General features: G+C 32.5%; 25 protein-coding genes. 19 read left to right on the top strand and 6 right to left on the bottom strand.

Annotated features, from left to right (window positions below; all coding sequences use genetic code 11):
- Positions 1-5 precede the first annotated feature (5 nt).
- The 3 genes from ACN0WI_RS05255 (at position 6) to ACN0WI_RS05245 (ending at position 4,812) form a co-directional block, all read left to right on the top strand.
- A complete protein-coding gene (locus ACN0WI_RS05255; RefSeq protein WP_417885596.1) occupies positions 6-1,868 on the top strand; it encodes a DUF4859 domain-containing protein in 1,863 nt (620 codons plus the stop codon).
- Positions 1,869-2,009: 141 nt separating this feature from the next.
- Positions 2,010-3,470, top strand: coding sequence for an aminoacyl-histidine dipeptidase (locus ACN0WI_RS05250; protein WP_417885595.1), 1,461 nt, complete (start codon positions 2,010-2,012; stop codon positions 3,468-3,470).
- Positions 3,471-3,621: 151 nt separating this feature from the next.
- Positions 3,622-4,812, top strand: a complete 1,191-nt coding sequence (locus ACN0WI_RS05245; protein WP_417885594.1) for a Pycsar system effector family protein — start codon at positions 3,622-3,624, stop codon at positions 4,810-4,812.
- A 55-nt stretch (positions 4,813-4,867) separates the two neighbouring features.
- Here ACN0WI_RS05245 and ACN0WI_RS05240 read toward each other — a convergent pair whose 3' ends face one another.
- The 3 genes from ACN0WI_RS05240 to ACN0WI_RS05230 are packed head-to-tail and all read right to left on the bottom strand — an operon-like array spanning position 4,868 to position 7,602.
- Positions 4,868-5,986: a peptidylprolyl isomerase gene (locus ACN0WI_RS05240; protein WP_417885593.1), complete on the bottom strand. Its 1,119-nt coding sequence runs from the start codon at positions 5,984-5,986 to the stop codon at positions 4,868-4,870.
- Positions 5,987-6,017: 31 nt separating this feature from the next.
- Positions 6,018-6,587: a gliding motility-associated peptidyl-prolyl isomerase GldI gene (gene gldI / locus ACN0WI_RS05235; RefSeq protein WP_417885592.1), complete on the bottom strand. Its 570-nt coding sequence runs from the start codon at positions 6,585-6,587 to the stop codon at positions 6,018-6,020.
- Entirely contained in the window at positions 6,580-7,602 is a 1,023-nt protein-coding gene (locus ACN0WI_RS05230; protein WP_417885591.1) for a DHH family phosphoesterase, read from the bottom strand. Before ACN0WI_RS05230 ends, gldI begins: the two co-directional genes overlap by 8 nt.
- Before the next feature lie 211 nt (positions 7,603-7,813).
- Between ACN0WI_RS05230 and ACN0WI_RS05225 the strand changes: the two genes are divergently transcribed.
- The gene (locus ACN0WI_RS05225) at positions 7,814-8,233 is read left to right on the top strand and encodes a nucleoside-diphosphate kinase (RefSeq protein ID WP_417885590.1); all 420 of its coding nucleotides are present in this window, start codon (positions 7,814-7,816) and stop codon (positions 8,231-8,233) included.
- Positions 8,234-8,308: 75 nt separating this feature from the next.
- Here ACN0WI_RS05225 and ACN0WI_RS05220 read toward each other — a convergent pair whose 3' ends face one another.
- The 3 genes from ACN0WI_RS05220 to recF are packed head-to-tail and all read right to left on the bottom strand — an operon-like array spanning position 8,309 to position 10,102.
- On the bottom strand, positions 8,309-8,602 hold the full coding sequence (locus ACN0WI_RS05220; protein ID WP_417885589.1) for a DUF721 domain-containing protein: 294 nt from the start codon (positions 8,600-8,602) through the stop codon (positions 8,309-8,311).
- Complete coding sequence (locus tag ACN0WI_RS05215; RefSeq protein WP_417885588.1) at positions 8,589-9,026, bottom strand: lipocalin family protein; 438 nt, start codon at positions 9,024-9,026, stop codon at positions 8,589-8,591. Before ACN0WI_RS05215 ends, ACN0WI_RS05220 begins: the two co-directional genes overlap by 14 nt.
- Positions 9,023-10,102, bottom strand: a complete 1,080-nt coding sequence (recF, locus tag ACN0WI_RS05210; protein ID WP_417885587.1) for a DNA replication/repair protein RecF — start codon at positions 10,100-10,102, stop codon at positions 9,023-9,025. The genes ACN0WI_RS05215 and recF overlap by 4 nt, the downstream gene beginning before the upstream one ends.
- 143 nt (positions 10,103-10,245) lie before the next feature.
- Here recF and ACN0WI_RS05205 point away from each other — a divergent pair, with 143 nt between their 5' ends.
- The 15 genes from ACN0WI_RS05205 (at position 10,246) to pgl (ending at position 24,563) form a co-directional block, all read left to right on the top strand.
- Complete coding sequence (locus ACN0WI_RS05205) at positions 10,246-11,031, top strand: hypothetical protein (protein WP_417885586.1); 786 nt, start codon at positions 10,246-10,248, stop codon at positions 11,029-11,031.
- 16 nt (positions 11,032-11,047) lie between these two features.
- The gene (gene ribH, locus ACN0WI_RS05200) at positions 11,048-11,545 is read left to right on the top strand and encodes a 6,7-dimethyl-8-ribityllumazine synthase (RefSeq protein ID WP_417885585.1); all 498 of its coding nucleotides are present in this window, start codon (positions 11,048-11,050) and stop codon (positions 11,543-11,545) included.
- Between the two features lie 138 nt (positions 11,546-11,683).
- Positions 11,684-11,977, top strand: a complete 294-nt coding sequence (locus ACN0WI_RS05195) for a hypothetical protein (RefSeq protein WP_417885584.1) — start codon at positions 11,684-11,686, stop codon at positions 11,975-11,977.
- The gene (gene mutL, locus ACN0WI_RS05190) at positions 11,978-13,840 is read left to right on the top strand and encodes a DNA mismatch repair endonuclease MutL (RefSeq protein ID WP_417885583.1); all 1,863 of its coding nucleotides are present in this window, start codon (positions 11,978-11,980) and stop codon (positions 13,838-13,840) included.
- Positions 13,841-14,596: a rhomboid family intramembrane serine protease gene (locus tag ACN0WI_RS05185; protein WP_417885582.1), complete on the top strand. Its 756-nt coding sequence runs from the start codon at positions 13,841-13,843 to the stop codon at positions 14,594-14,596. It abuts the gene before it with no gap.
- Positions 14,596-15,501 carry a rhomboid family intramembrane serine protease gene (locus ACN0WI_RS05180; RefSeq protein WP_417885581.1) on the top strand — a complete coding sequence of 302 codons (906 nt, stop codon included), beginning with the start codon at positions 14,596-14,598 and terminating at the stop codon, positions 15,499-15,501. Before ACN0WI_RS05185 ends, ACN0WI_RS05180 begins: the two co-directional genes overlap by 1 nt.
- Positions 15,502-16,560, top strand: coding sequence for an endonuclease/exonuclease/phosphatase family protein (locus ACN0WI_RS05175; RefSeq protein WP_417885580.1), 1,059 nt, complete (start codon positions 15,502-15,504; stop codon positions 16,558-16,560).
- Positions 16,561-16,775: 215 nt separating this feature from the next.
- Positions 16,776-16,991 (top strand): hypothetical protein, encoded by a 216-nt coding sequence (locus ACN0WI_RS05170; RefSeq protein WP_417885579.1) that lies wholly within the window; start codon positions 16,776-16,778, stop codon positions 16,989-16,991.
- A gap of 31 nt (positions 16,992-17,022) precedes the next feature.
- On the top strand, positions 17,023-18,300 hold the full coding sequence (locus ACN0WI_RS05165; RefSeq protein ID WP_417885578.1) for an MFS transporter: 1,278 nt from the start codon (positions 17,023-17,025) through the stop codon (positions 18,298-18,300).
- Between the two features lie 53 nt (positions 18,301-18,353).
- Entirely contained in the window at positions 18,354-19,247 is an 894-nt protein-coding gene (locus ACN0WI_RS05160) for a LysR substrate-binding domain-containing protein (RefSeq protein WP_417885577.1), read from the top strand.
- A gap of 74 nt (positions 19,248-19,321) precedes the next feature.
- Entirely contained in the window at positions 19,322-20,251 is a 930-nt protein-coding gene (locus tag ACN0WI_RS05155) for a YeiH family protein (protein WP_417885576.1), read from the top strand.
- Between the two features lie 172 nt (positions 20,252-20,423).
- The gene (locus tag ACN0WI_RS05150; RefSeq protein WP_417885575.1) at positions 20,424-20,876 is read left to right on the top strand and encodes an RpiB/LacA/LacB family sugar-phosphate isomerase; all 453 of its coding nucleotides are present in this window, start codon (positions 20,424-20,426) and stop codon (positions 20,874-20,876) included.
- Between the two features lie 25 nt (positions 20,877-20,901).
- Positions 20,902-22,308 (top strand): NADP-dependent phosphogluconate dehydrogenase, encoded by a 1,407-nt coding sequence (gndA, locus tag ACN0WI_RS05145; RefSeq protein ID WP_417885574.1) that lies wholly within the window; start codon positions 20,902-20,904, stop codon positions 22,306-22,308.
- A 24-nt stretch (positions 22,309-22,332) separates the two neighbouring features.
- A complete protein-coding gene (zwf, locus tag ACN0WI_RS05140) occupies positions 22,333-23,859 on the top strand; it encodes a glucose-6-phosphate dehydrogenase (RefSeq protein ID WP_417885573.1) in 1,527 nt (508 codons plus the stop codon).
- A complete protein-coding gene (gene pgl / locus ACN0WI_RS05135; RefSeq protein WP_417885572.1) occupies positions 23,853-24,563 on the top strand; it encodes a 6-phosphogluconolactonase in 711 nt (236 codons plus the stop codon). Before zwf ends, pgl begins: the two co-directional genes overlap by 7 nt.
- Positions 24,564-24,767 lie beyond the last annotated feature (204 nt).

The following is a 24,767-nucleotide window of genomic DNA, read 5'->3' as shown; positions in this document are numbered from 1 at the left end:
TATATATGAAAAAAGTTAATACTTTAATTTATTTATCTTTTTTGTGCTTATTTGTTGTGGGGTGTTCTTCGGGAAATAATGATTTTGAAGAAGAAACTGATGCAATTAGTACAGGTGAAGATACAACGCCAGAAAACAGCTCCGAAACAAATTTAGAAATTTATAAACCTAATGAATTCTCTTCGATGGATTTTAATGATAACTCAAGTACCTGGAGTTATCAACGAAGTCAAGAATCCGAACATTTTATTGTTTTTTGGGATGCCCAATATGCTGATGAAAATCCGGGATCTGAAAATATTCCAGAAGCCTATCGTGTTGATATCGAAGATCTTCTTGAGAAGGCAGAACAATTTTATCATTTAAATATAAATGAATTAGGCTTTGCAAAGCTAGAAAGTGGAACTTCTTACTTAAATCAATATAAGTTGATGATATTTTTATATTATCAGGATGAATGGTTAGCTACTGGTTCTGGTTACGATGATGTAATAGGCGCTTTATGGGTGAGTCCAAACACAGCACAACCTGTTGGACACACAATAGCTCATGAAATTGGACATAGTTTTCAATATCAAGTTTTTGCTGATTTAAAAAACGGTCACGGATTTCGATATGGTTTTGGAGGTAATGGAGGAAATTCTTTTTGGGAGCAAACGGCTCAATGGCAGGGATTTCAATCTTATCCAGAACAGATTTTTACTACTGAAGATTTTAATGTGTATGTTCAGAATTATAATAAGCATATTCATCATGAAGATTATCGGTATGCCAGTTATTTTATAAATTATTATTGGATAGCTCTCCATGGAGAAGAATTTATAGGAAAATTATGGCGGGAAGCTAAGGAACCAGAAGACCCTGTGCAAGCCTATATGCGATTAACCAGAAGTAGCATAAGCGATTTTAATGATGAAATTTATGAAGCAGCTACAAGATTTGTTACTTGGGATTTTGATGAATTACGAGATTTAGGAAAAGATTATATAGGTCAGCAAAAATATGAGTATACTACGTTAAACGATGGTAGCCATAAAGTAACACCCAAATTTGCTCCGCAAACTACCGGTTATAACGTTATCCCTTTAAATGTTCCTCAAGAGAATACAACCATAAGTGTTGGTTTTACAGGTTTACCAAATGAAGCAGGTTTTAATACAGTAGATGTTTCAATAGCTGGCTGGCGTTATGGGTTTGTAGCCTTACAAAAAGATGGAAGTCGTGTTTATGGGGAAATGAATCAAGGTTTATCAAATATGGTAGACTTTGTTATTCCTGCTAATTGCGAGAAATTATGGTTAGTGGTTACCGGTGCACCAACAGAGTACTCTCCTCATGCTTGGGATGATGATAACTCTAACGATGAAGAATGGCCGTATAAAGTTAATTTTTCAGGAACAGATATTTTAGGGATTGTTACAATACCTGAGGATGGTGAGCATACTAGCGTAAATTTAGAATATGAGGTTTCTTTTCCCGCAGATAGCCAAGAATACTCTGGAATTACTAAAACAATAGCTGTAAATGCTATCGCAGAAGCATTTCTACTTCAACCTATAGAGATTACTCAAAAAGTAGGAAATGAAATTGCATTTTATGCAGTAGAAAATTCTAATGAATTAATTTCAGAAACTACCGCAAATGGATATGGACATTGGTTTACTGCAAATGGTCAAGTTATTAATTGGGGGGAAGGTGCTGTGCTGTTTTCTGAATTTGACCCTACAGATTTCAGTTTTAAAATAGGTCAGTATCCCGGTAAAGTTAAAGCAGGAGAATCATATAGCTTTACACAGGCTTTAGTGTATGATTATCAGTTAAATAAAAGTGTGCAGGCGACTATAACTTTTCACGTTACCATCGAATAAGCACTGATTTTTTAACTAAAAAGGTATTTTCACTAAAGCGGCAACCTTTTTTATAATGAAGATTAAGATAGAATTATCATTCTATTCTTTAATTCTCACTTGAATACCTTTAATTTTGCTGATACATCAAAAATAACAGAAATGAACGAAGCAATAAAGGAGTTGCAACCCAAAGAAGTCTGGAATAATTTTGCAAATTTAAATGAAGTGCCTCGAGGTTCTAAAAAAGAAGAACAGGTAATTTCATTTATCAAGGACTTTGGTGATAAATTAGGTCTGGAAACTACTGTAGATAAAACAGGAAATGTAATTATCAAGAAAGAAGCTACCAAAGGGTTAACAGATCGAAAAACAGTAGTATTACAATCGCACCTTGATATGGTTCATCAAAAAAATAATAGCACAAATTTTGATTTTGATACAGAAGGAATCAAAATGTATGTAGATGGTGACTGGGTAAAAGCTGATGGTACTACATTAGGAGCTGATAATGGTTTAGGTGTAGCTACTATTATGGCTATTTTAGAAAGCAAAGATATAGCGCATCCACCAATTGAGGCTTTATTTACTATAGATGAAGAAACCGGTATGACCGGGGCAAAAGGATTAGATCCTAATATTTTAAAAGGAGATATACTTTTAAACCTAGACACCGAAGAAGATAATGAAATAGGTATAGGTTGTGCAGGAGGAGTAGATATTACTGCATTACGTGAATACGAAGAAGAAGAAAATCCAGAGAATACAGTAGGCTATAAGATAGAAATTATAGGTCTGCAAGGGGGACATTCCGGAATGGATATTATAAAAGGTCTAGCCAATGCAAATAAATTATTGGCAAGACTTTTATATACAGCGTATAGAGATTTTGGATTACGAATTTCTACCATGCGAGGTGGTGGTCTTCGAAATGCAATACCTAGAGAAAGTGAAGCATTAGTTGTTATTGATCGTGAAGATACAAATGTATTTTTACAACAAATGTTGGTATGGATTGATGAGATTAAAAAAGAATATGCCAGTTTAGAGCCGAATATGGATATTAGCATCCAAGAAGCAGAGGTTGAAGGCAAGGTAATGAAAGTAGAAGATCAGATGGAAATTTTAAAAGCTATCGCTTCTGCACATAATGGCGTTTACCGAATGAGTCCGGATATTGAAGGTTTAGTGGAAGCGTCTAATAATATTGCTAATATTGAGGTTGCCGATGGAAAAGCAAAAATTAAATGTTTAACCCGATCTTCTGTAAATTCTACAAAAAGTGATTTAGCTCATAGTTTACAAGCAAGTTTTGAATTGGCTAAATTTAAAGTAAAACAATCGGGAGATTATCCAGGATGGGCACCAAATCCACAATCTGAAATTTTAAAAATATTAGATGAAATTTATCAAAAGCAAACTGGAGAACAAGCTGATATAGCAGCTTGCCATGCTGGGTTAGAATGTGGTATAATCGGGAATCACTACCCTGAAATGGATATGGTTTCTTTTGGGCCAACCATTCGTGGAGCTCACTCTCCAGATGAGAGAGCAAGTATATCTTCAACCCAAAAATTTTGGAAATTTCTTTTACAAATATTACAAGAAATACCTTCAAAATAAAAATTAGTATTTTTATAAACCGCCTAACTAATTTTAGGCGGTTTTTTTATGTTTAGATTGATTTAAATTGTAAGGTTTAGTTTTTTTGAATAAATGAATGTATTTTTAAGGATATAATGTACTTTTAACGAGATTTAAAAAAGATGTAAAATTGGCTAATATTGATACTTATACTGATGAATTAGTAGCCAGCGCTCAGCAATTTGTATTCGATTTTTTCAAGAATAATTATACTGCTGATATTTTTTTTCATAATTATTCATATACCGTTGAAATAATTTCTGAAGCTAAAAAAATAGTAAAAGCAGAAGGTATGTCATCTGCCGATTCTCAGCAGATATTTTTAGCATGTTGGTTTCTAAATACCGGTTATATTAAAAAAGGAGAAAATCCGCTTCAAGATTCGGTAACTATCGCCACCGAATTTTTAGAACAGCATAATATTCCCAATTCCCAAATAAATACAGTTACTCATGCCATTTTGGTTTCAGAGACTATTGAGAAATTACAATCAATAATCGATAAAGCGGTTTATGATTTAGCGAATGTATATATTACCTTTTCTGATTATCGAGATCGGTTAGCATTATTAGAAGAAGAAAATAAACGTATTTTTGAAATTCCTGAAGAAACAGATAATACTGAAAATACAATAAATTTTCTTGAAAACAAGCATCGTTTTCAAACAGAATATGCAGTTACTAATTGGGAAATCCAGAAACAAAAAAACTTACTGAAATTATTAAAAAAAAGGAATAAAAAATCGGATAATAAACTAGAGGCTAAATTAAAAAAACAACTTGCCAAAGAAACCGATAAAGGGGTCAATAATTTATACCGAATTACATTGCGTAATCACATATCGTTAAGTGAAAATGCAGATCGTAAAGCACATATTTTACTTTCAGTAAATTCTATTATTGTGTCTCTAGTGCTTTCTCGTTTATTTCCAAAGCTCGACAGTCCATCCAATCAATACTTGTATATTCCAACTGTTATATTTCTAACTTTTGCAGTAATAGGAATTATTCTTTCTATTGTGGCAACACGGCCGCGAGTTACAGCAGGTAAATTCAGTAAAGAAGATGTGTCAGAACGGAAAACGAATATTTTGTTCTTCGGAAATTTTCATGAAATGAAGTTTGAAGATTTTGAATGGGGAATGAATGAAGTGATGAAAGATAAAAATATGATTTATCATTCCTTAACTAAGGATTTATATTATTTAGGAAAAGTAGTAGCTAAGAAATATCAGGTATTACGAGTTTCATACACTGTTTTTGTTATTGGGATTGTTATATCAGTAATAGCTTTTGCTATTGCTTATAATATGAACTATTAAAAAAGCCGAAACATACAGGATGATCGGCTTTCTTTATTATTTAAAACCTTCTGATTTATTCTTGAATCTCGGTTATTTCAACGATAAATACAAGATCGGTGTTTGGTTTAATTGGACCACGACCTCTTTCTCCATATGCTAAATGGCTTGGTATAAAAAGTATCGCTTTATCACCTACTTTCATTTCTTGTAAGCCTTCAGTAAATCCGGCAATCATAGGAGCTTCCGGGCCATATTCAATAGAAAGTGGTGCATAGCCAGCTTGTTGATCTCTATGTTCATTATAGATATTAAATTCTTTGGATAAACTTTTTACGTTAGTATCGAAAATACTACCATCGGTAAAATACCCTTCGTAATTAACACCAATTTTTTGCCCTACTTTAGGTTTTGGGCCATCACCTTGTTTTATTAAGTAGATGGCTAGTCCACTTTCTAAAGTATCAGCTTTTGCACCTAATTCTTTAAACTGATTTCTTTTTTCTTCTTTAAGAGATTCAAGTTTTTTTTCTGCTTCTTCTTTAGCTTTTTTTATTTTTTGTAGTTCGTCTTCGAATACTTTTGGAGCGTCAAATTTTCTAGCAGCTTTTCCTTTACGGATAATTTCAACATGGTTAATAACCACATCTTTTTTAGGGCGATCCATCCCAACGGTTTCAACTTTACCAATTGCATCAACAACATCTTGCCCTTTTACAACTTTACCAAAAACAGTATGGCGTCCATCAAGATTAGGAGTAGGAGCAAGAGTTATAAAAAATTGACTACCATTGGTTCCTGGGCCGGCGTTCGCCATAGATAATACTCCTTTAGAATCGTGATGTAGACTATCTACAAATTCGTCTGGAAATTTATAACCCGGGCCACCACGGCCTGTACCTTCAGGGTCTCCTCCCTGAATTACAAATCCGTCAATAACACGGTGAAAAATAAGCCCGTCGTAAAATTCTTTTCCTTTATAAGTACTATCTACCATATTGTTTTCCCCTTCTGCAAGAGAAACAAAACTAGCTACAGTAATGGGAGTTTGTTCAAAATAAAGTTCAGCTATAATTGGCCCCATTGATGTATCGAATTTGGCATACATGCCATCTTCTAAATCTGGATACTCGTCTTTACAGCTAATGGCAAGTGTGCTGATTATTGCCAAAAGCAAAATACTTAGTTTTTTCATTTATTACTATTTATTGATTTTAAAAAGGGAATTAATTTTTATTTGAATTAGATTTTGTTTCTATTGGTGTTATTTTACGTAAAGATACTTTTGTTTTTATAGGAGTATTACTTCGTATCTTTTTGTGATCTCCGTAATAGCCATAGGCTTTGTAAGATGGGAATAGGAATGTAACGGTTTCTCCTTCTTTCATTAATTTTAATCCTTCTCGTAATCCACTAAAAAGTTTCTCTTTATCTATCGCATATTGCTTAGTAGAAAGTTCTTTTTCGCTGTAAATACTTTTGTCATCTAAAGTTTTAATACTATAATTAAAAGTGACAATATCTCCAAAAACAGGTGTTTTAGTAGTTATTGAATCGGCTATTTTATTGTTATAATAATACCAGAAACCAGTATTGCTGGTAAGATATTTTTGGGTGGAATCTTTTGCTATAAGTTCTTTTATTATTTTTTCTTCTTTAGCAACTAATTTTTTGTTTCTAGCAACCGATTCGTTATAAGAACTACCTGTTTTTTGTAACACAGGGTATCGAGCTTGCTGATGTTTGCAACTACTAAAAACGATAATGAGAAGTAAGCAACTTACAAATCTATTCATGTTTTTGTAATTCATCTTTATAATCTAATAAAATTTGATTAAATAAAACAACAGTATCATTCATAGAAAGGTCACTTCTTCCGCCTGCAGCATTGTTGTGACCACCACCATTAAAATGTGCTCTAGCAAATTTATTTACAGAAAAATCGCCTTTAGAACGGAAAGAAATTTTTATGATATTCTCTTGTTTATTTTCTATAAAAATTGCTGCAAAAATAATTCCTTGGATTGAGAGGCCGTAATTAACAAAACCTTCGGTATCTCCTTTTTTAAAATGGTGCGTATTTAATTCTTCTTGAGTTAAAGTAATGTAAGCAGTTTGAAACTCTTTATTTACTTTCAAGTTTTGTAATGCAACACCTAATAATTGCAAGCCATTTTCAGAATTAGTATCTAATACATTTTGATGAATTAAGCTGTTGTTAGCGCCTTTTTCAATTAAATCGGCAGCAACTAAATGAGTTGAAGGTTTGGTGCTGCTAAATCGGAAAGAACCGGTATCCGTCATAATACCTGTATATAAACAAGTAGCAATTTCAGGAGTTATTTTAGATTTTGCTCTAAGTTTCTCGATAAAATGATACACCATTTCACAGGTAGAACTCATTTCGGGATCGCTATACATATAATCAGCATAATCATTAGGTTGCTGATGATGATCGATCATTATAAAAACAGCTTTGGCTGTTTCTAGTTTTTCTTGAATATTTCCGCAGCGAGAGAGATCATTAAAATCTAAAGTGAATATTATTTCAGCATTATCGATTAAATTATCTGCCTCCGATTTTTTTTCCTCATAATTTATTACCTCGTCATTACCTGGTAACCATTTTAAAAAATGTGGATAATCGTTAGGAACAATTACAGTAGCATGGTGTCCCTTATTTTTTAAAAAGTGCATAAGCCCTAAAGTACTACCCATTGCATCTCCATCTGGGCCTTTGTGAGGTATCAATACTATATTGGTAGCCTTTGCTAATTCTGCTGTTATTTCTAAAATATATTGTTCAATCATAATAATCGTAAATATACAATTTAAAAATTCTTAGGAAATAGCTCTTTATTTAAATTGCAATTATTCCCTTTTATTTTGTGCCATAAATAGGATTGTAACCAAATTTATTTAAATTTATTGTAGGTTTTGTAAACCTTTTAGGATTGCAGATTCTTAACCTTGCTTTTGGGTGAGAATTGGTTATTTTTGCTGAAAATTAAAAAATTATATAATGGCAGGAAACAGAACTTTCACCATGATTAAGCCTGATGCTGTAGAGAATGGGCATATTGGGGCAATTTTAGAACAAATTTCCGCTTCAGGCTTTAGAATCGTAGCTATGAAGTTGACGCAAATGACGAAGCCTGACGCTGAAACTTTTTATGCGGTTCACAAAGAACGTCCGTTCTTTGGAGAATTGGTAGAATTTATGACTAGAGGGCCAATTGTTGCAGCTATCTTAGAAAAAGAAAATGCAGTTCAAGATTTTAGAACATTAATTGGAGCGACAAATCCTGAGGATGCAGCTGAAGGAACTATCCGTAAAAAATATGCAGCTTCTGTTGGAGAAAATGCAGTTCACGGTAGTGATAGTGATGAGAATGCCGCTATAGAAGGTGCTTTTCACTTCTCTGGTCGCGAAATGTTTTAAGAAAAAACATACGTAAGAAATTAAAAAAAGCTATCCAATTTGGATAGTTTTTTCTTTTTGAAGCAATATACTATTTTAGCAAAGAACAAGTTTCTTTATAAGGTCTTCTCCTAATTCTTTATTAAGCATATTTATTATTTTTTCTTTACCATAACTTAGTTCTTGCCGTAATACAGAAGAACTTAATTGTACATAGAGAGTGGTGTTTTTTAATTGAATATTGGTTGTGTATTTTTTTATGGCAGGTCCCATTTGGTTCCCCCAAGCATCCCGAACATGAACTTTATTTAGTCCTTTTTCTAATTTGTTTTCATGAACAAACTCTTTTAGTACATCACTTAAACTTAAATTCTCGTTATTCCGCTTCATTTTTTTCAATAATCAAAGGTTTAAATTTCTTGTAATAATAGATATTGCCGTTTTTAGCTCGTATACTAAACGATTCTTTAGACGCATTTAGTACCGTTTCTTTCCAGCTATCGTAAGGTGTTTTATAATATAGGCGTAGGCTATCGTTTTCTATTTTTAATGTTAATTTTTCAGAAACTTTACTGCTTTTAAAACCACCATCTAATTGAGGTCTTACTTTAGTTCGAGTCCCTTTATCTCCTTTTAATTCAATATAATCAATATTCTGATTCACTTTATAAGTTATAGTTGAATCTGGACTAACTGTTACTTTTTCTATTTCCCAGTAGCCATTTAAATATTTTTTTTGTTCTTCTGGGTTTTGATGAGAACAACTTACTAGAAATATATTGAGAATAAGAAATAAAGCACCTAATTTTTTCACAATTCGAATATTTTATAAGATTGATTACTTTTTTTTACTACTTCTTCAGTACGTTTTGGGTGGGTGTCACTAATAAAAATTTGTCCCAAGTTTTTAGTAGCAACTAATTTTACAATATGGGCAACTCGCTCTTCATCTAACTTGTCAAAAACATCATCTAACAATAAAATGGGATGAACACCACTTATTTCTTTTATAAAATCAAATTGTGCTAATTTCAGCGCTACCAAAAATGATTTTTGCTGTCCTTGAGAACCAAATTTTTTAATGGGGTGATCTTCTATTTCAAAGCTTAAATCATCTTTATGGGTACCCACACTTGTATATTGTAACATCATGTCTTTCTGTAAAAAATCTTCTAAAAGAACATTTAGTGGATTTTCGGATAGCTGACTTTTATACTTAATGCTAACGTTCTCTTTATTATTAGTGATTTCAGTGTACCTAGAATTAAAAATAGGGATGAATTCTTCTAAAAATTCTATTCTTTTTTTGTGCAATTTGTGTCCTAAATCAGTTAATTGCGCATTATAAACTTCTAGTGTATCTCTTTCGAAAGTGTGGTTAGCAGCAAAATATTTTAATAACGAATTACGTTGAGAGACAACTTTATTATACTTAATTAAAGAGTTTAAGTAAGCTTGGTCACTTTGTGAAATTACACCATCTATAAATTTACGTCTAGTATCGCTGCCTTCTATAATTAGATCCCTATCTGCCGGAGATATAATTACAGCTGGTATAAAACCAATATGGTCGCTTACTTTTTCGTATTGTTTTTGGTTACGCTTTATTACTTTTTTCTGGCCGCGTTTAGCACTTACAAGTATTTGTTCTTGTTTACTGTTCTTTTCGAATTGGCCGTCAATTACAAAAAAATCAGAATCGTGATTTATGTTTTGGCTAGTTACAGGATTAAAATAGCTTTTCCCAAATGCTAGATGATAAATACTATCTAATATATTTGTTTTTCCCACACCATTAGATCCTACAATACAATTGATTTTAGGGTCAAAATTAAAAGAAGCTGATTCCAAATTTTTATAATGAAGTAAGGAAAGATGTTCTAAATACATAAATTTTTGAAGTTGTTTTTTAAAGCTTCTTGACAGAAATGCTATTAAAAGGCGAAGCACACCAAAATATTAAAAAAATACAAATATTTTCTCTTTTAATTTTCACAAAATATTATATTTTTGCGACGCAATAAAAATAGCTTATGGCAACTTATAAGAAAAAAGGATATAAAGCACCAAAATCTCATAAACCAGAACAAGAGGAAGAAACTTCTCATGCTGGAGATCATTCAACAACTGCTGAAGTTTTTGAAACTTTAGATCATGGTGCAAGTAAAACAGAAACTTGGGTAGCCGAAAACCAAAAACCAATATATATTGTTATTGGTATTTTGGTAGTAGCTGTATTAGGATACTTAGGATATCAGCAATTTATACAAGAGCCCAATGAGGCTGAAGCTGCTAACGAGATGGCTCAAGCTCAAAATTATATGCAAGCTGCAATGAGTGCAAGCGGTGCTCAGAGTGATTCATTGTATAACCTTGCTTTACAAGGAGGTGAAGGTAAGTATGGATTTTTAGATATTATAGATAACTATGGGAGTACAAAAAGTGCTAACTTAGCTGCGTATAATGCTGGTTTTGCTTATTTAAATACAGGTAAATACCAAAAAGCTATTGAATATTTAGAAGATTTTAATAGTGATGATGAAATTTTAGGACCATTAGCGGTTGGTGGTATAGGAGATGCTTTTATGCAATTAGAGCAACCAGAAGAAGCTTTAGATTATTACAAAAAAGCTGCTAATATGCAATCTAACTCTTTTACTACTCCTAAATTTTTATTGAAAGCAGCAATTACAGCTTTAAAAGTTGGTAATGGTAAAGATGCTTTAGAATACTTAAACAGTTTAGAAAATGAATATCCAGAGTCTCCAGAAGCTGAAAAAGCTCCTGTATTTAAAGGACAGGCTCAGGCTATGAAATAGAAGAGAAAAACAATATATGGCAACTGAAGGAAATAATCTATCAGAATACGATAAAACAACAATCCCAAACGCAGAAGAATTTCGGTTTGGGATTGTTGTTTCTGAATGGAACGATCAAATCACAGAAGGATTGTATGAAGGAGCTCATAAAGCACTTGTAGAAAATGGCGTATTAGACCGTAAAATTGTTCGATGGAATGTACCAGGTAGTTTCGAGCTTACGTATGGCTGCAAAAAAATGCAAGAAACTTACGATATGTTAGATGCCATTATTGCTATAGGAAGTGTAATTAAAGGAGAAACAAAACATTTTGATTTTGTTTGTCATGGCGTTTCTAACGGAATTACTCAGCTTAATGTAACTAGTGACGTTCCTGTTATTTTTTGTGTACTAACAGATGATAACATTCAACAATCTATAGACCGATCTGGTGGTAAGCACGGTAACAAAGGTACCGAAGCTGCTATCGCAGCAATTAAAATGGCTCAATTACGAAAAGACGCTAGATTTTAATTAGTAACCAAAAGATAGGCTGTCAAAAAAGCCGTTTATTAGAAAGCGGCATTATTATTGATTTCTAAATTTAGCATAAAGCCCTTATAATTTTTAAGGCTTTTAATTAACTTTGTTAGACCATCTAAAGCAATAATTTTGAAAGTCAATATCTTAAAATCAAAAAAGAACGCCCGGTATAATTATACCCCTAGGTATTATAAAGGAAAAGATACGGGCAATATCTACAGTTTTGATTCTAAATTCAATAAATATAGAGAGACTCCAAATGCAATAGATTTTGGAGCACATTGGGCGAACGATCGTAAAGCTAGTCGAAATCGTGGAAACCGTGAGATTAACAGAAGGGTAATTTATGTTGCCATAATATTGATCTTTATATTTTTATGGATTATAGATTTTGATTTGTCTATCTTTACGAATCCTCGTTAAATGAGTGATAAAATTTTACTTTTACCAGATCATGTTGCCAATCAAATAGCAGCCGGGGAGGTAGTGCAACGTCCGGCTTCTGTAATTAAAGAATTGTTAGAGAATGCCATAGATGCACAAGCACAAAACATTCAAGTTGTAATTAAAGATGCCGGGAAAACACTAATTCAAGTTGTTGATGATGGTGTAGGAATGAGTGTTACTGATGCCCGAATGTGTTTTGAAAGGCATGCTACTTCAAAAATAAAATCAGCAGAAGATTTATTTCAATTAAATACTAAAGGCTTTCGTGGAGAAGCTCTAGCATCTATAGCCGCTATTGCTCATGTAGAGCTAAAAACCAAACAAGAATCGGATGACGTTGGTACTTGTTTAAAAATTGAAGGGAGTAAAGTAATTGCTCAAGATCCCTGTGTTACTCAAAAAGGAAGTTCCCTTTGTGTTAAAAATTTGTTTTATAATATACCGGCAAGGAGAAACTTTTTGAAGTCAGATTCGGTTGAATTACGGCATATTATCGATGAATTTCAGCGTGTGGCGATGGCACATCCATCAATTTCATTTCTATTGATGAATAACGGTAACGAATTATTCCAGCTACCCTCTGCAAATTACAGGCAACGTATTGCTAATATTTTTGGAAACCGAATTAATGAAAAATTAGTTCCTGTAAATGAAGATACTGAGATTCTAAAAATTTCCGGATTTGTCGGTAAACCTGAATTTGCCAAGCGAAGTAGAGGAGAGCAATTTTTCTTTGTTAATAACCGATTTATAAAAAGTCCTTATTTAAACCATGCTGTGAATGCAGCTTACGAAGGTTTATTAAAAGATAAAACATACCCAAGTTATTTTTTGTATTTAGAAGTAAACCCGAAAAGTATAGATATAAACATTCATCCTACAAAAACTGAAATAAAGTTTGATGATGAGCATGCGCTTTATATGATGCTTCGTAGTGCCATAAAACATAGTTTAGGCCAATTTAATGTAGCACCAGTATTAGATTTTGAACGTGATGCAAGTTTAGATACACCATACAATTTTAAAGATAAAGAAGTAAAGGTTCCGAAAATTGAAGTAGATAATAACTTTAATCCTTTTGAAAACGAATGGAACACCGCTTCAATAAGAAGTGGTAACAAAACTAATTTTAAGAAAGAAAATCGCGGATCCTGGGAAAGTTTATATTCCGGTTTACAATCTGATTCTGAAAATGTATCTAGAAATCAGAATAATCATATAGAATATGAGAGTGAAGAAGTAACCGGTAAATTATTCGATACCGAATCTACTAAACAAGAAACAGGCACTTTTCAACTTCAAAAGAAATACATCGTTTCTACATTAAAAAGCGGAATTTTAGTAATCGATCAAAATAAAGCACATACTCGTATTTTATACGAAGAATTATTAAAGAATATAACGATCTCTGCCGCAGTAAGTCAACAACTTTTATTTCCGCTTCAATTGCAATTCAATTCTCATGAAATTGCATTGCTTGAAGAAATTAAGGAATCTTTAGAACAAACTGGTTTTATTTTTTCTAATATTGAAGTCGATAATATTGAGATTACTGGTATTCCTACTTTAATTGTAGAAAGTGAAGTAGGAATGTTATTAGAACAATTATTATCAGATCTAGAAAATGAAGTACCTGATAATGGTTTTTCACAAACCGATTTATTAGCTAAATCTATGGCTAAAAGTATGGCAGTGAAATCTGGAACCTTATTAAGTATTACTGAACAGCAACATATCGTTAATAGGTTGTTTGCTTGTAAACAGCCAGATGTAAGTCCTTTTAATAAATCGGTATTTATTACGTTAACGGTAGAAGAGCTAGATAAAAAATTTACATAAATGGGAAGAATTTCAGAATCTGTAAAAGTAATATTAATAGTAAACGTCTTATTTTTTATAGGAAGCCAGCTCATCGGTAATCAAGCTTATGAGCTTTTTGCTTTATGGTTTCCTAAGAATGAGCATTTTCAGTTATGGCAAATTCTTACTCACATGTTTATGCATGGTGGTTTTTCTCATATTCTGTTTAATATGTTTGCCTTGTTTATATTTGGAAGTTTATTAGAACAGACTATAGGGCAAAATCGTTTTTTGTTTTTATATTTTTCAGCAGGATTAGGAGCTGCAGGATTGCAAATTTTATTCAGCTATTGGAGTTATAATAGTGCCTATACAGCATTTTTAGATGCTAATTATAACCCTGCGCAAATACAACAATTTTTAGATAGTGTAATAAGGACCGGGCAAGCAAGTTATAATTCTCAATTAATTCCGCAGGAAACCGCTCAGCAATTGATCGATGCATATGTAACACCAATGGTAGGAGCTTCCGGTGCCATATTCGGAGTAATGGCAGCAGTTGCTTTAATTTATCCTAATTTGCCGTTATATATTATGTTTATTCCTATTCCTATAAAGGCAAAATACCTAATTGGTGGATATTTTCTTTTGAATTTATACTCAGCAATTACTGGAGCAACTATATTAGGTCCTTCAAATACAGCTTATTGGGCACATATAGGTGGAGCTGTAATTGGATTTATAACAATGTGGTATTGGAAAAAAAATCAGTTTAATCAAAATAGGTGGAATTGATGAATACTTCAGATAGGCTTCGATATAAATTGAATACAGCAAGCGTAACTGAAAAGTTAATTGCTGTAAATGTAGCAGTATTTTTGTTATTTTATATTTTCAGAACAGTTGCTTATTTATTCAATTTGGCACCTGATTTCTTAATGGAGTGGTTTGTTTTTCCTTCTAATCCTTCAGAATTTATAATCAAACCTTGGAGTATTGTAACCTATTCATTTCTACATGGAGGGATTTGGCATATCCTTTCAAATATGTTGATTCTTTATTTTTCAGGAATTTATTTTTTAAATTATTTTTCTCCGCGACGTTTATTAAATTATTACTTTTTAGGAGTAATATGCGGAGCATTGATTTATATGTTAAGCTATAATCTTTTTCCTGCTTTTTCTCAAATAGGTAAATCGTATCTTATAGGTGCATCAGCAGGTGTCATGGCCGTTTTAATAGGAATAGCAACGCAAATACCTAATATGCGAGTTCGTTTATTTCTTTTCGGGAGTGTTAAGTTTTGGATTATAGCAGTTATTCTAGTAGCAATAGATGTTATACAAATTCCTTCAGGAAACGCAGGAGGACACTTAGCACACTTAGGAGGGGCAGCTTTAGGGTATGTTTATACGAAACAGCTACAAAAGGGAAATGATATTGGTGCTTGGTGGGAGCAATTAATGGATACTATTTCTGATTTATTTAAAAAGAAAAAGAATAAATCCAACATGAAAACTGTTTACAAAAATCAGAAAAAATCTAACAATACTAAAAGCAATAAACGATCCAGTGGAAAGAGTAAATCTGAAGAACAGCAAAAAGTAGATGTAATTTTAGATAAAATTAGTAAGAGTGGTTACGATAGTTTAACAAAGGCTGAAAAAGATTTTTTATTTCGAGCTGGAAAAGATAATTAGATGAAAAAACTTTCATGGTTTGATAAATTAGTATTTATAGTAAACACTTTAGCAGCAGTTGGGCTTATTATAGTTTATTTTTTACCGTACATACCTCCAAAAAAGTTTGCACTTATATCGGTATTAACTTTAGGAGTTCCTCTTTTAATTTTAACCAATTTGGCCTTTGCCGCATATTGGATTATACGTTTAAAAAAGCAATTTTTACTCTCATTTATATTACTCTTGTTAGGATATAATACAATCGGTAAATTTTATCAATTACCTTTTAAAGACGAGAATAAAAAAGGAGAATATTCACTTATGAATTATAACGTGAGAATGTTTAATCATAGTAAGTGGACAGAAGAAGATAGTATTCCTGAAAAAATTAATGCGGTTGTTCGTGAGGTAAATCCTGATATTCTTACTGTAGAGGAGTATTATGAAAATAAAGAATTAGTTGCTTATTATCCATATCATTATATAAACTATAGACAAGAAAAATCAGGTTTTGGTCAAGCGATATTTTCTAAATATGAGATTTTAAAAAAAGAGTCTATAGATTTTAAAGGAATTAAAAATGCAACTGAAAATAATAATTCAATTTTTGTAGATATCTTAATTGATAAAGATACCGTAAGGGTCTATAATATACATTTTCAATCACTAAATGTTACTGAAGATATTCAGGAAGTTGATAATTTTAAAAATAAATCCGAATCTAAGAAGATAGTAAAAAACATTTCTAAAGGATTTGTTCGCCAAAATTATCAATCTGAGAAATTTTTAAAATCTCTACAAGCGTGTAAATATCCAGTGATTATTAGCGGAGATTTCAATAATACAGCTTTTTCGTATACTTACCAACAAGTAAGAGACGATCGATTTACCGATGCTTATGTAGAAAAAGGAATGGGTTTTGGAAGTACCTATAATTTAAATTACTTCCCTCTTCGTATTGATTTTCATTTATTAGATACTATTTATAAAGTTGATTCTTATGATCGAATAAAAGTAAATTATTCAGATCATTATCCTATTTATACTACGTTTTCTAAGAAAAAAAGCACCAATTAATTTAAGAGATTAACTTTATACAAGCCTATCTCATTTATACTTAAATAGAGTAAAGAGTCTATGCTTAGTATTTTGATAGTTAGATTCGTATTATACTAGAATTTTATAGCTAAAAATTAATAGATATTAAATTTTAGATAATTGGATAAACTTAACATTGGACTTAATTTTTTGTTAAGTTAAAGTTATATTTTTGCTTTAACTATAAGTTTATAATGGAAGTATTAGCGAACGTTTCTAAAAATTTTTACATAGAAAAAAGGCGTACATTAGGTCTATATCATATTGTTCATAAGTCGAGTTGTGATTTGGTTCCTTATTCAGCTAAACATATTAAAATAAATGAAATTACCGATACTAAGGATATTGTAACTAAAATATCTGATAAATTTGGTAGAGTTGAAAAATGTCAAGTTTGTTTTAAGAACTAAGTGATTTTTTAATTATCTATCTAAAAAATAAATGTCTTCTAATAAAAAGAAAGATCCTTACGCAGCACTTCGTTATAAAGAATTCAATATATTTTTAGTAATGCGTTTTGCATTTGTATTTGCCAGGACTATGCAATTTATTGTTATAGAATGGGAAGTATATAAAATCACTAAAGATCCACTTTCTTTAGGAATTATCGGATTAATGGAGGTTATTCCTGCGGTAACATTAGCTCTTTATGCAGGGCATGTTGTAGATCAAAAGGAAAAGCAAGGTCTTTTGATGAAGTGTATTTTAGGTTTCTCCATAATTAGTGTGGGGCTATTTTTATTTACGTGGCCAAAAGTAGTTGTAGACATACCAGAGAATTGGGTGTTATACGGAATTTATTCATTGGTGTTTTTAGGTGGTATTGTACGAGCTTTTTTAGGACCCTCTTTATTTTCTATGTTTTCATTAATCGTTCCAAAGAAAATTTATCCAAATGCTGCTACTTGGAATAGTTCTGTGTTTCAGTTAGCTGCAGTTCTAGGTCCTGCTTTAGCAGGATTTAGTATTCATTGGATAGGTGTGCATTGGTCCATGTTATTAATTTTCGGCTTCTCTTTAATTGCCATTATAGCATTAATGCAAATTCCAAAAAAGCCTATTTTGAACCCAAAAATAGGAGAACCAGTATTAAAAAGTTTAAAAGAAGGAATTAAGTTCGTTATAAATACAAAAATTATTTTAGGAGCAATAACCTTAGATATGATTGCGGTTTTATTTGGAGGTGCCGTAGCATTATTACCAGTATTTGCTCAAGATATTTTAAAAGTCGGACCCGAAGGTTTTGGCTTTTTACGAGCTGCGCCGGCTATAGGTTCGGTTTTAATTATGTTTACATCTGCTTATTTTCCGTTAAATAAAAAAGCAGGAATTAAATTATTGGTTGCTATTTTTGGGTTTGGAGTATCAATTATACTTTTCGGAATATCTACATACTTTTGGCTATCTGTTTTTGCATTATTTTTAAGTGGAATGACAGATGGAATTTCGATGATTATTCGTCAGACAATATTACAGCTCCGAACACCAGACCATATGAGAGGAAGAGTATCCTCAGTTAATTCTATGTTTATAAGCTCTTCTAATGAACTTGGCGCCTTCGAGAGTGGATTAACCGCAAAACTTATGGGAACAGTAACCGCTGTTGTCTTTGGTGGAAGTATGACGGTGCTTACGGTTTTATTTACAGGATTTATATCCCCTACATTTAGAAAATTAGATTTACGAAAAGATATTGAAGATCATGAATCTGAGAATTAGTTAATTTAGAGATTTCATCTAAGTTTCTTTATTTATTATTACTTTTACTTATAATGTTCGATTTCAAATTACAGGTTTTTCAAAGTGTAGCTTCACGGCTTAGTTTTTCGAAAGCTGCTGAAGATTTGCATATCACCCAACCGGCTATTACTAAACATATTCGGCAAATAGAAGCACATTTTAATCAGAAATTATTTATTCGAAAAGGAAACAGTATTGCCTTAACCGATGCCGGAAAATTATTACTTTCCCATACCAAAATTTTGTTCCAGCAATACGAGCAATTAGAATTCGATATGAACTCTTTAATCGACAATAATGAAGGAATATTAAGAATTGCTGCCAGTACAACTATAGCTCAATACGTTTTGCCGGAAGTATTAGCTAAATTTCATCAAAAATTCCCAAAAATCAGAATTCATTTACTGAATTTGAATACCGAAAAGGTAGAAAAGTCAGTTATGGATAATAGTGTGGAGCTTGGTTTTATTGAAGGACAATCAAAAAATCGAGAACTTTCTTACGAAGCTTTTTTAAAAGATGAAATTGTATTAGTAGTTGATAAATCACATCCGTTGGCAAAGAGAAATCAAATTTCAATTTCGGAATTAAAAGATATTCCTTTAGTTTTAAGAGAAAAAGGGTCAGGAACCCGTGAAGTTATTTTAAAGGTATTTCAAAAGAATAACCTAAAAATCGAGGATTTAAATATCGAATTAGAATTAGGAAGCTCCGAAAGTATAAAATCGTATTTATCTAATGGACATAGTGGGAGTTTATTAAGTGTTAATACGGTTTTAAAAGAATTAAAGCATGGTGAATTCTATATTTTAGATATTGAAAATTTAGAATTTAAGCGTAATTTTTTCTTTATTCAGCAGCAAGGGCATCATTCTAAACTGAATACTGTATTTCTGAAATTTTTAGAACATCATTATAACTTATAGTTATAGAGTATAACTATTGGGTATTTGATTTCTGTTTAGGCTGATAGTACTTTTGAGTTACAAAATCATAATTAATGAAAACTCAAATTACTACGATACTTTTTTTAGCATTATGTTTAGCGTGCTTTTTTCCATTTATAAATCCGCCAATTGCTTTGGCAGTCGGGATAGTTTTTGCTCAAATTTTTAAAAATCCATTTCAGCATAAAACACAACTTACCATTAATTGGTTATTAAAAATATCGGTAGTTGGTTTAGGTTTTGGAATGAATATTCATAAAGCTTTAGCAGCTGGTAAAGATGGATTTGCTTTTACTATTGTTTCTATTTCGTTAACTATAGGATTAGGGCTTTTTCTTGGGAAACTCTTTAAAGTAGATCAAAAAATAGCAAAACTCATTAGCTCGGGTACTGCAATTTGTGGTGGTAGTGCAATTGCAGCAGTATCTCCTATAATTAAAGCCGATGCCAAACAAATATCAATTGCTATTGGTAGTGTTTTTTTACTAAATAGTATTGCATTGTTTCTTTTTCCGGTGCTTGGTCATTATTTTCATATGAGTCAGCATCAATTTGGTATTTGGAGTGCTATTGCTATTCACGACACTAGTTCTGTTGTTGGTGCAGCTCAAGTTTATGGTAACGAGGCGCTAGAAATTGCCACTACCGTAAAATTAGCAAGAGCATTATGGGTGTTGCCAGTTTCTGTTTTATTTGCGGTTACCAACCATACCTCTCTAAAAAATATCAAGATTCCTTATTTTATAGGTCTTTTTATAGTAGCCATCTTGGCTAATACTTATATTCCTAATATATCATTAGTAGCACCTTCAATTGTATCGTTATCTAAAACTGGTTTAACATTAGTATTATTTTTAATTGGTAGTGGGTTAAATTATCAGAGTTTTAAAGCGGTAGGAATAAAACCAATATTTTTAGCTATAATTATTTGGGTGTTTATTAGTATTATTTCCTTTTTCGGTGTAACGCAACTAATTAATTAATGCTGTAAAACTTAAAATTGAAATTTTAAGTGGTATAATTTTCTAAAATGCTGGTATAACTTCACCATTTTAAATGTTTTAGTATTTTTATAAGACTAAGGCTTAACTAAAAACAGAATTAATTAGTTAATTTTATCATCTTGAAACGACCAACCTGAAAAGATTTTACTTCATGAAAATTGGAATAGCAGCAGATCATGCCGGTCTAGAACAAAAAGAAAAATTACTGGAACTATTGAAAAATGATTTCGAAATCGAGGATTTTGGCGCTTTTCAGTATGATGCAGAAGATGATTATCCAGATGTAGTTACTCCTTTAGCAAAAGCAATAAGCAAGCAGGAAATACATAAAGGTATTGCTGTTTGTGGTAGCGGAGTAGGAGTGTCTATAGCTGCGAATAAATTTCCGGGAGTACGGGCTGCATTAGTTTCAGAAACTTATTCGGCACATCAAGGGGTAGAGCACGATGATATGAATATGCTTTGTGTTGGTGGCCGTGTACTGGGAACATCTTTAATTTTAGAAATTATTCAAGCTTTTTTAAAGGCTGAATTTCAGGATCAAGATCGTTTCCAAAGAAGACTTGATAAAGTTATTGCGATAGAGAAAGAAAATTTTAATTAAATACATAGAAATTTAAAACAGAATCATGAAAGAATTCGATTTTGGAATTGTTGGACTAGGAGTAATGGGAAGAAACCTGTTACTAAACATGGCCGACCATAAATTCTCCGTAGCTGGCCTCGATTTAGATGCCGAAAAAGCTGCATCTCTAGAAAAAGAAGCCTCAGAAGAGCATATTATAAAAGGAACAACATCGGCAGAAGAGTTTTGTGGACTTATTCGTAAACCACGAGCAATTATGTTGTTAGTGCCTGCAGGAAAACCTGTAGATGCTGCCATTGCTTCTTTGTTACCGTATCTTGAAGAAGGTGATGTTTTAGTAGATGGAGGTAATTCGTATTTCCCCGATACGAATCGTCGTGTTGATGAACTTGCAAAAAAAGGAATTCACTTCTTCGGAATGGGAATTTCCGGAGGAGAAAGCGGAGCGCGTTTCGGGCCTAGTATGATGCCTGGTGGAAATGCAGAAGCTTACGAAAGACTTCGTCCTATTTTTGAAGCTGTAGCTGCTAAAGTAGATGGAGATCCTTGTGTTACTTATTTAGGAAAAGGTTCTGCCGGAAACTATGTGAAAATGGTTCATAATGGGATAGAATATGCCATTATGCAATTAATTGCAGAAGTATACGATTTATTGAAAAGAGGTTATGGTGTAGAAGATAACAAAATTCAGCAATTATTCGAGAAATGGAATAATTCAGAATTGTCTTCTTTCTTAGTTGAAATTACTTCAGAAATTCTTAAAAAAGAAGATGAGGTTACTGGTAAAGGTTTATTACTGAATTATATCTCAGATGCAGCCAAAGCCAAAGGAACCGGAAAATGGACTTCTCAAAATGCAATGGATATTCAAGCGCCAGTACCAGCTATAGATGCTGCTGTACAAATGCGAGATATCTCTAAATATAAAGAAGAGCGAGTAGAAGCTTCAAAAAAATTACAGTGGAAAGATGCTTCTGAAACTTCAGAAGAGCAAATTTTTGCGGAACTTACCGATGCTTTCTATTTTGCGATGATTAATATTTATGCGCAAGGAATGGCGCAATTAACTATTGCTTCTCAAGAATATAATTATGGTTTAAATTTAGAAGAAGTAGCTAAAATTTGGAGAGGCGGTTGTATTATTAGAGCCGTTTGTTTAGAAGATTTTAGACAAGCTTATGATAAATCTCCTGAGCTGCCTAATTTATTATTAGACGAGAAGTTAGGAAAATCCCTAGAAAAAACACAAACTGCCGCACGTAATGTGGTAAAAACATTTATAGATAAAGGAATTCCGGCATCAGTATTTACCTCTACCGTATCGTATTTCGATTCTTATAGAAGTGAAACCCTACCTACAAATCTTATTCAAGCACAAAGAGATTTCTTTGGAGCGCACAAATACGAGCGTAAAGATAAAGAAGGGATTTTTCATACTGAATGGATATAATCTATTTGAAAATCTAACATTAAAATGAAGACAGAAAAAAAAGCTGAGCCAACAATAATTGTTATTTTTGGTGGTACTGGTGATCTTGCGAGTCGAAAATTAATTCCGGCTTTTTATAATCTATTCATAGATAACCGAATGGCGGATAACTTCGCCATTATCGGTTTAGGAAGATCCGAATTTGATAATGATTCCTACCGTAAAGATCTATATAAAAAGCTGAAACAATTTTCACGTCGCGACCCCGACGATAAGGTTTGGAAAGAATTTCAAGAATCAATCCACTATTTTAAATCAGATATCACTAACGAGAAATCGTATAAAGAGTTACACGATAAATTAGCTGGTTTAGATAAAGATTGGGGAGAGCGAGCGAATCGATTATTCTATTTATCGGTATCTCCAAAATTTATTGATGATATTACGACTAACCTTAAGAATCAGAAACTTGTACAGAGACTTGAAAAAGACCGTCTAGTTATCGAAAAACCTTTTGGTTACGATTTAGAATCGGCTATAGAGTTAAATAAGCTACTTCAAAAAACTTTTGACGAGCGTCAAATTTTTAGAATAGATCATTATTTAGGAAAAGAGACGGTACAGAATATACTAGCATTCCGTTTTGGAAATGCATTGTTTGAGCCATTATGGAACCGAAATTATATAGATTACGTTCAAATTACTGTAGCTGAAAAAGTTGGGGTTGAAGCACGAGGGGGATACTACGAAAGTTCTGGAGCTCTTCGAGATATGATTCAAAATCACTTGTTGCAGATATTTTGTATGGTAGCTATGGAAGCTCCTATATCTTCAGATGCGGAAGAAATTAGAAACCGAAAGGTTGAGGTGTTACGTGCTACTCGACGTATTAAGCCAGAAGAAGTAAACCGAAATGCAGTGCGCGGTCAATACAGCGAAGGTTGGGTGCAAGGAGAAAAAGTTCCTGGCTACCGACAAGAAGATGATGTTAGTGAGACTTCTAACACCGAAACGTTTGCCGCTATTAAATTTTATATTGATAACTGGCGTTGGCAAAATGTGCCGTTTTATTTACGAACTGGTAAACGTATGCAAGAGAAAAGCTCTTCAATTACCATTCAATTTAAACCGGTACCGCATGCAACTTTCCCAGGAGAGCAATCCAATAATATCATGCCAAATAGGCTAACTATCAACCTACAACCACAAATGGACATTAGGTTGCGGTTTATGACAAAAAAACCAGGCTTGGAAATGAATTTAACACCTTCAGAAATGGTGTTTGATTATGATAGTTGTTCTACGCATACGCCTGAAGCTTACGAAACCTTATTGCTAGATGCAATGTTAGGTGATACTACTTTGTTTATGCGTTCCGATCAGGTAGAGGAAGCTTGGGATGTTATAAAAACCGTTCAAGAAAACTGGGAGAGTAGAGAATCCATAAATTTTCCGAATTATCAAGCCGGTAGTTATGGTCCTGAAAATGCAGAAGCTTTAATTGCTCAAGAAGGTCATGTATGGTCTATTAACGTTCGAGGAAAAGAAGAAAAGAAAGATAAAGAATGCTAAACATTTATAAAGATAAAGAAGAAGCAAGTAGAGCAGCAGCGCAACATTTTGTAGAGAAAGCTCGTATTGCTGTAGAAGAATCCGATAAATTTACAGTGGCACTTACAGGTGGTTCTTCACCTGCTGGAATGTATAAATTACTTATATCTGAATTTAAAGATCAGGTGGCTTGGGAAAAATTATATATTTTTTGGTGCGATGAGCGTTGGGTTCCTATAAGTGACGAACGCAGTAATGCCGGAAATGCTTTTGATGATTTTTTAAATGAAGTTCCGGTACCAAAAGATCAAATTTTCCCAATGTGGAAAGAAGGAGTTTCAGCTGAGGCTTATGCTAAAGAATATGAAGCTGTTTTAGAAGAAGTGCTGAAAGATGGAAATACGTTCGATCTTATTTTTCTAGGAATGGGAGACGATGGACATACGGCCTCTTTATTTCCGGGAGAAAAAGTGATTTATGAACAAGATAAAAAAGTAGCTGCTTATTTTTTACAAGCGCAAGACATGCAGCGTATCACTTTAACAGCACCATTAATTAATGCCGCTAAAAGTGTGGCTTTTATTGCTTTTGGAAGCAAAAAAGCGGATGCACTTTTTGAAGTGATAAAAGGCGAAAAGAATATTGAAAAATATCCGTCGCAAATTATCGATCCGAAAGGAGAATTAATGTGGTTTGTAGATAAAGATGCGGCAAGCCGTATTTAGCAGAATAAAAATTACACTAAAAAATCCGGATTATTAAATACTAGTCCGGATTTTTTGGTTTTAAATCTCAACCTAAACTTTATTGTTTGTTGAATTCTGATTTTTGCCGATTAGAACTTAAATTGATTTTCTATAGATTTAGTAACGATTTTTAGCATTTTCTGTACTAGCAATTTAGCTTGCCTAATTTTATTTTTTTGTGCT

The organism is Zunongwangia sp. (genome assembly GCF_048269745.1).
GTDB lineage: Bacteria > Bacteroidota > Bacteroidia > Flavobacteriales > Flavobacteriaceae > Zunongwangia.
This window is presented reverse-complemented; position numbering and strand designations above follow the sequence as displayed.

Excerpts from the sequence above, each read along its gene's own strand:
- ACN0WI_RS05180 (WP_417885581.1), top strand. The coding sequence starts at position 14,596 with ATGAATACTTCAGATAGGCTTCGATATAAATTGAATACAGCAAGCGTA.
- ACN0WI_RS05250 (WP_417885595.1), top strand. The coding sequence starts at position 2,010 with ATGAACGAAGCAATAAAGGAGTTGCAACCCAAAGAAGTCTGGAATAAT.
- ACN0WI_RS05230 (WP_417885591.1), bottom strand. The coding sequence starts at position 7,602 with ATGATTGAACAATATATTTTAGAAATAACAGCAGAATTAGCAAAGGCT.
- recF (WP_417885587.1), bottom strand. The coding sequence starts at position 10,102 with ATGTATTTAGAACATCTTTCCTTACTTCATTATAAAAATTTGGAATCA.
- pgl (WP_417885572.1), top strand. The coding sequence starts at position 23,853 with ATGCTAAACATTTATAAAGATAAAGAAGAAGCAAGTAGAGCAGCAGCG.
- ACN0WI_RS05155 (WP_417885576.1), top strand. The coding sequence starts at position 19,322 with ATGAAAACTCAAATTACTACGATACTTTTTTTAGCATTATGTTTAGCG.
- ACN0WI_RS05225 (WP_417885590.1), top strand. The coding sequence starts at position 7,814 with ATGGCAGGAAACAGAACTTTCACCATGATTAAGCCTGATGCTGTAGAG.
- ribH (WP_417885585.1), top strand. The coding sequence starts at position 11,048 with ATGGCAACTGAAGGAAATAATCTATCAGAATACGATAAAACAACAATC.
- ACN0WI_RS05220 (WP_417885589.1), bottom strand. The coding sequence starts at position 8,602 with ATGAAGCGGAATAACGAGAATTTAAGTTTAAGTGATGTACTAAAAGAG.
- gldI (WP_417885592.1), bottom strand. The coding sequence starts at position 6,587 with ATGAATAGATTTGTAAGTTGCTTACTTCTCATTATCGTTTTTAGTAGT.
- ACN0WI_RS05165 (WP_417885578.1), top strand. The coding sequence starts at position 17,023 with ATGTCTTCTAATAAAAAGAAAGATCCTTACGCAGCACTTCGTTATAAA.
- mutL (WP_417885583.1), top strand. The coding sequence starts at position 11,978 with ATGAGTGATAAAATTTTACTTTTACCAGATCATGTTGCCAATCAAATA.
- ACN0WI_RS05170 (WP_417885579.1), top strand. The coding sequence starts at position 16,776 with ATGGAAGTATTAGCGAACGTTTCTAAAAATTTTTACATAGAAAAAAGG.
- ACN0WI_RS05205 (WP_417885586.1), top strand. The coding sequence starts at position 10,246 with ATGGCAACTTATAAGAAAAAAGGATATAAAGCACCAAAATCTCATAAA.
- ACN0WI_RS05160 (WP_417885577.1), top strand. The coding sequence starts at position 18,354 with ATGTTCGATTTCAAATTACAGGTTTTTCAAAGTGTAGCTTCACGGCTT.
- ACN0WI_RS05175 (WP_417885580.1), top strand. The coding sequence starts at position 15,502 with ATGAAAAAACTTTCATGGTTTGATAAATTAGTATTTATAGTAAACACT.
- ACN0WI_RS05185 (WP_417885582.1), top strand. The coding sequence starts at position 13,841 with ATGGGAAGAATTTCAGAATCTGTAAAAGTAATATTAATAGTAAACGTC.
- ACN0WI_RS05240 (WP_417885593.1), bottom strand. The coding sequence starts at position 5,986 with ATGAAAAAACTAAGTATTTTGCTTTTGGCAATAATCAGCACACTTGCC.
- gndA (WP_417885574.1), top strand. The coding sequence starts at position 20,902 with ATGAAAGAATTCGATTTTGGAATTGTTGGACTAGGAGTAATGGGAAGA.
- ACN0WI_RS05255 (WP_417885596.1), top strand. The coding sequence starts at position 6 with ATGAAAAAAGTTAATACTTTAATTTATTTATCTTTTTTGTGCTTATTT.
- zwf (WP_417885573.1), top strand. The coding sequence starts at position 22,333 with ATGAAGACAGAAAAAAAAGCTGAGCCAACAATAATTGTTATTTTTGGT.
- ACN0WI_RS05150 (WP_417885575.1), top strand. The coding sequence starts at position 20,424 with ATGAAAATTGGAATAGCAGCAGATCATGCCGGTCTAGAACAAAAAGAA.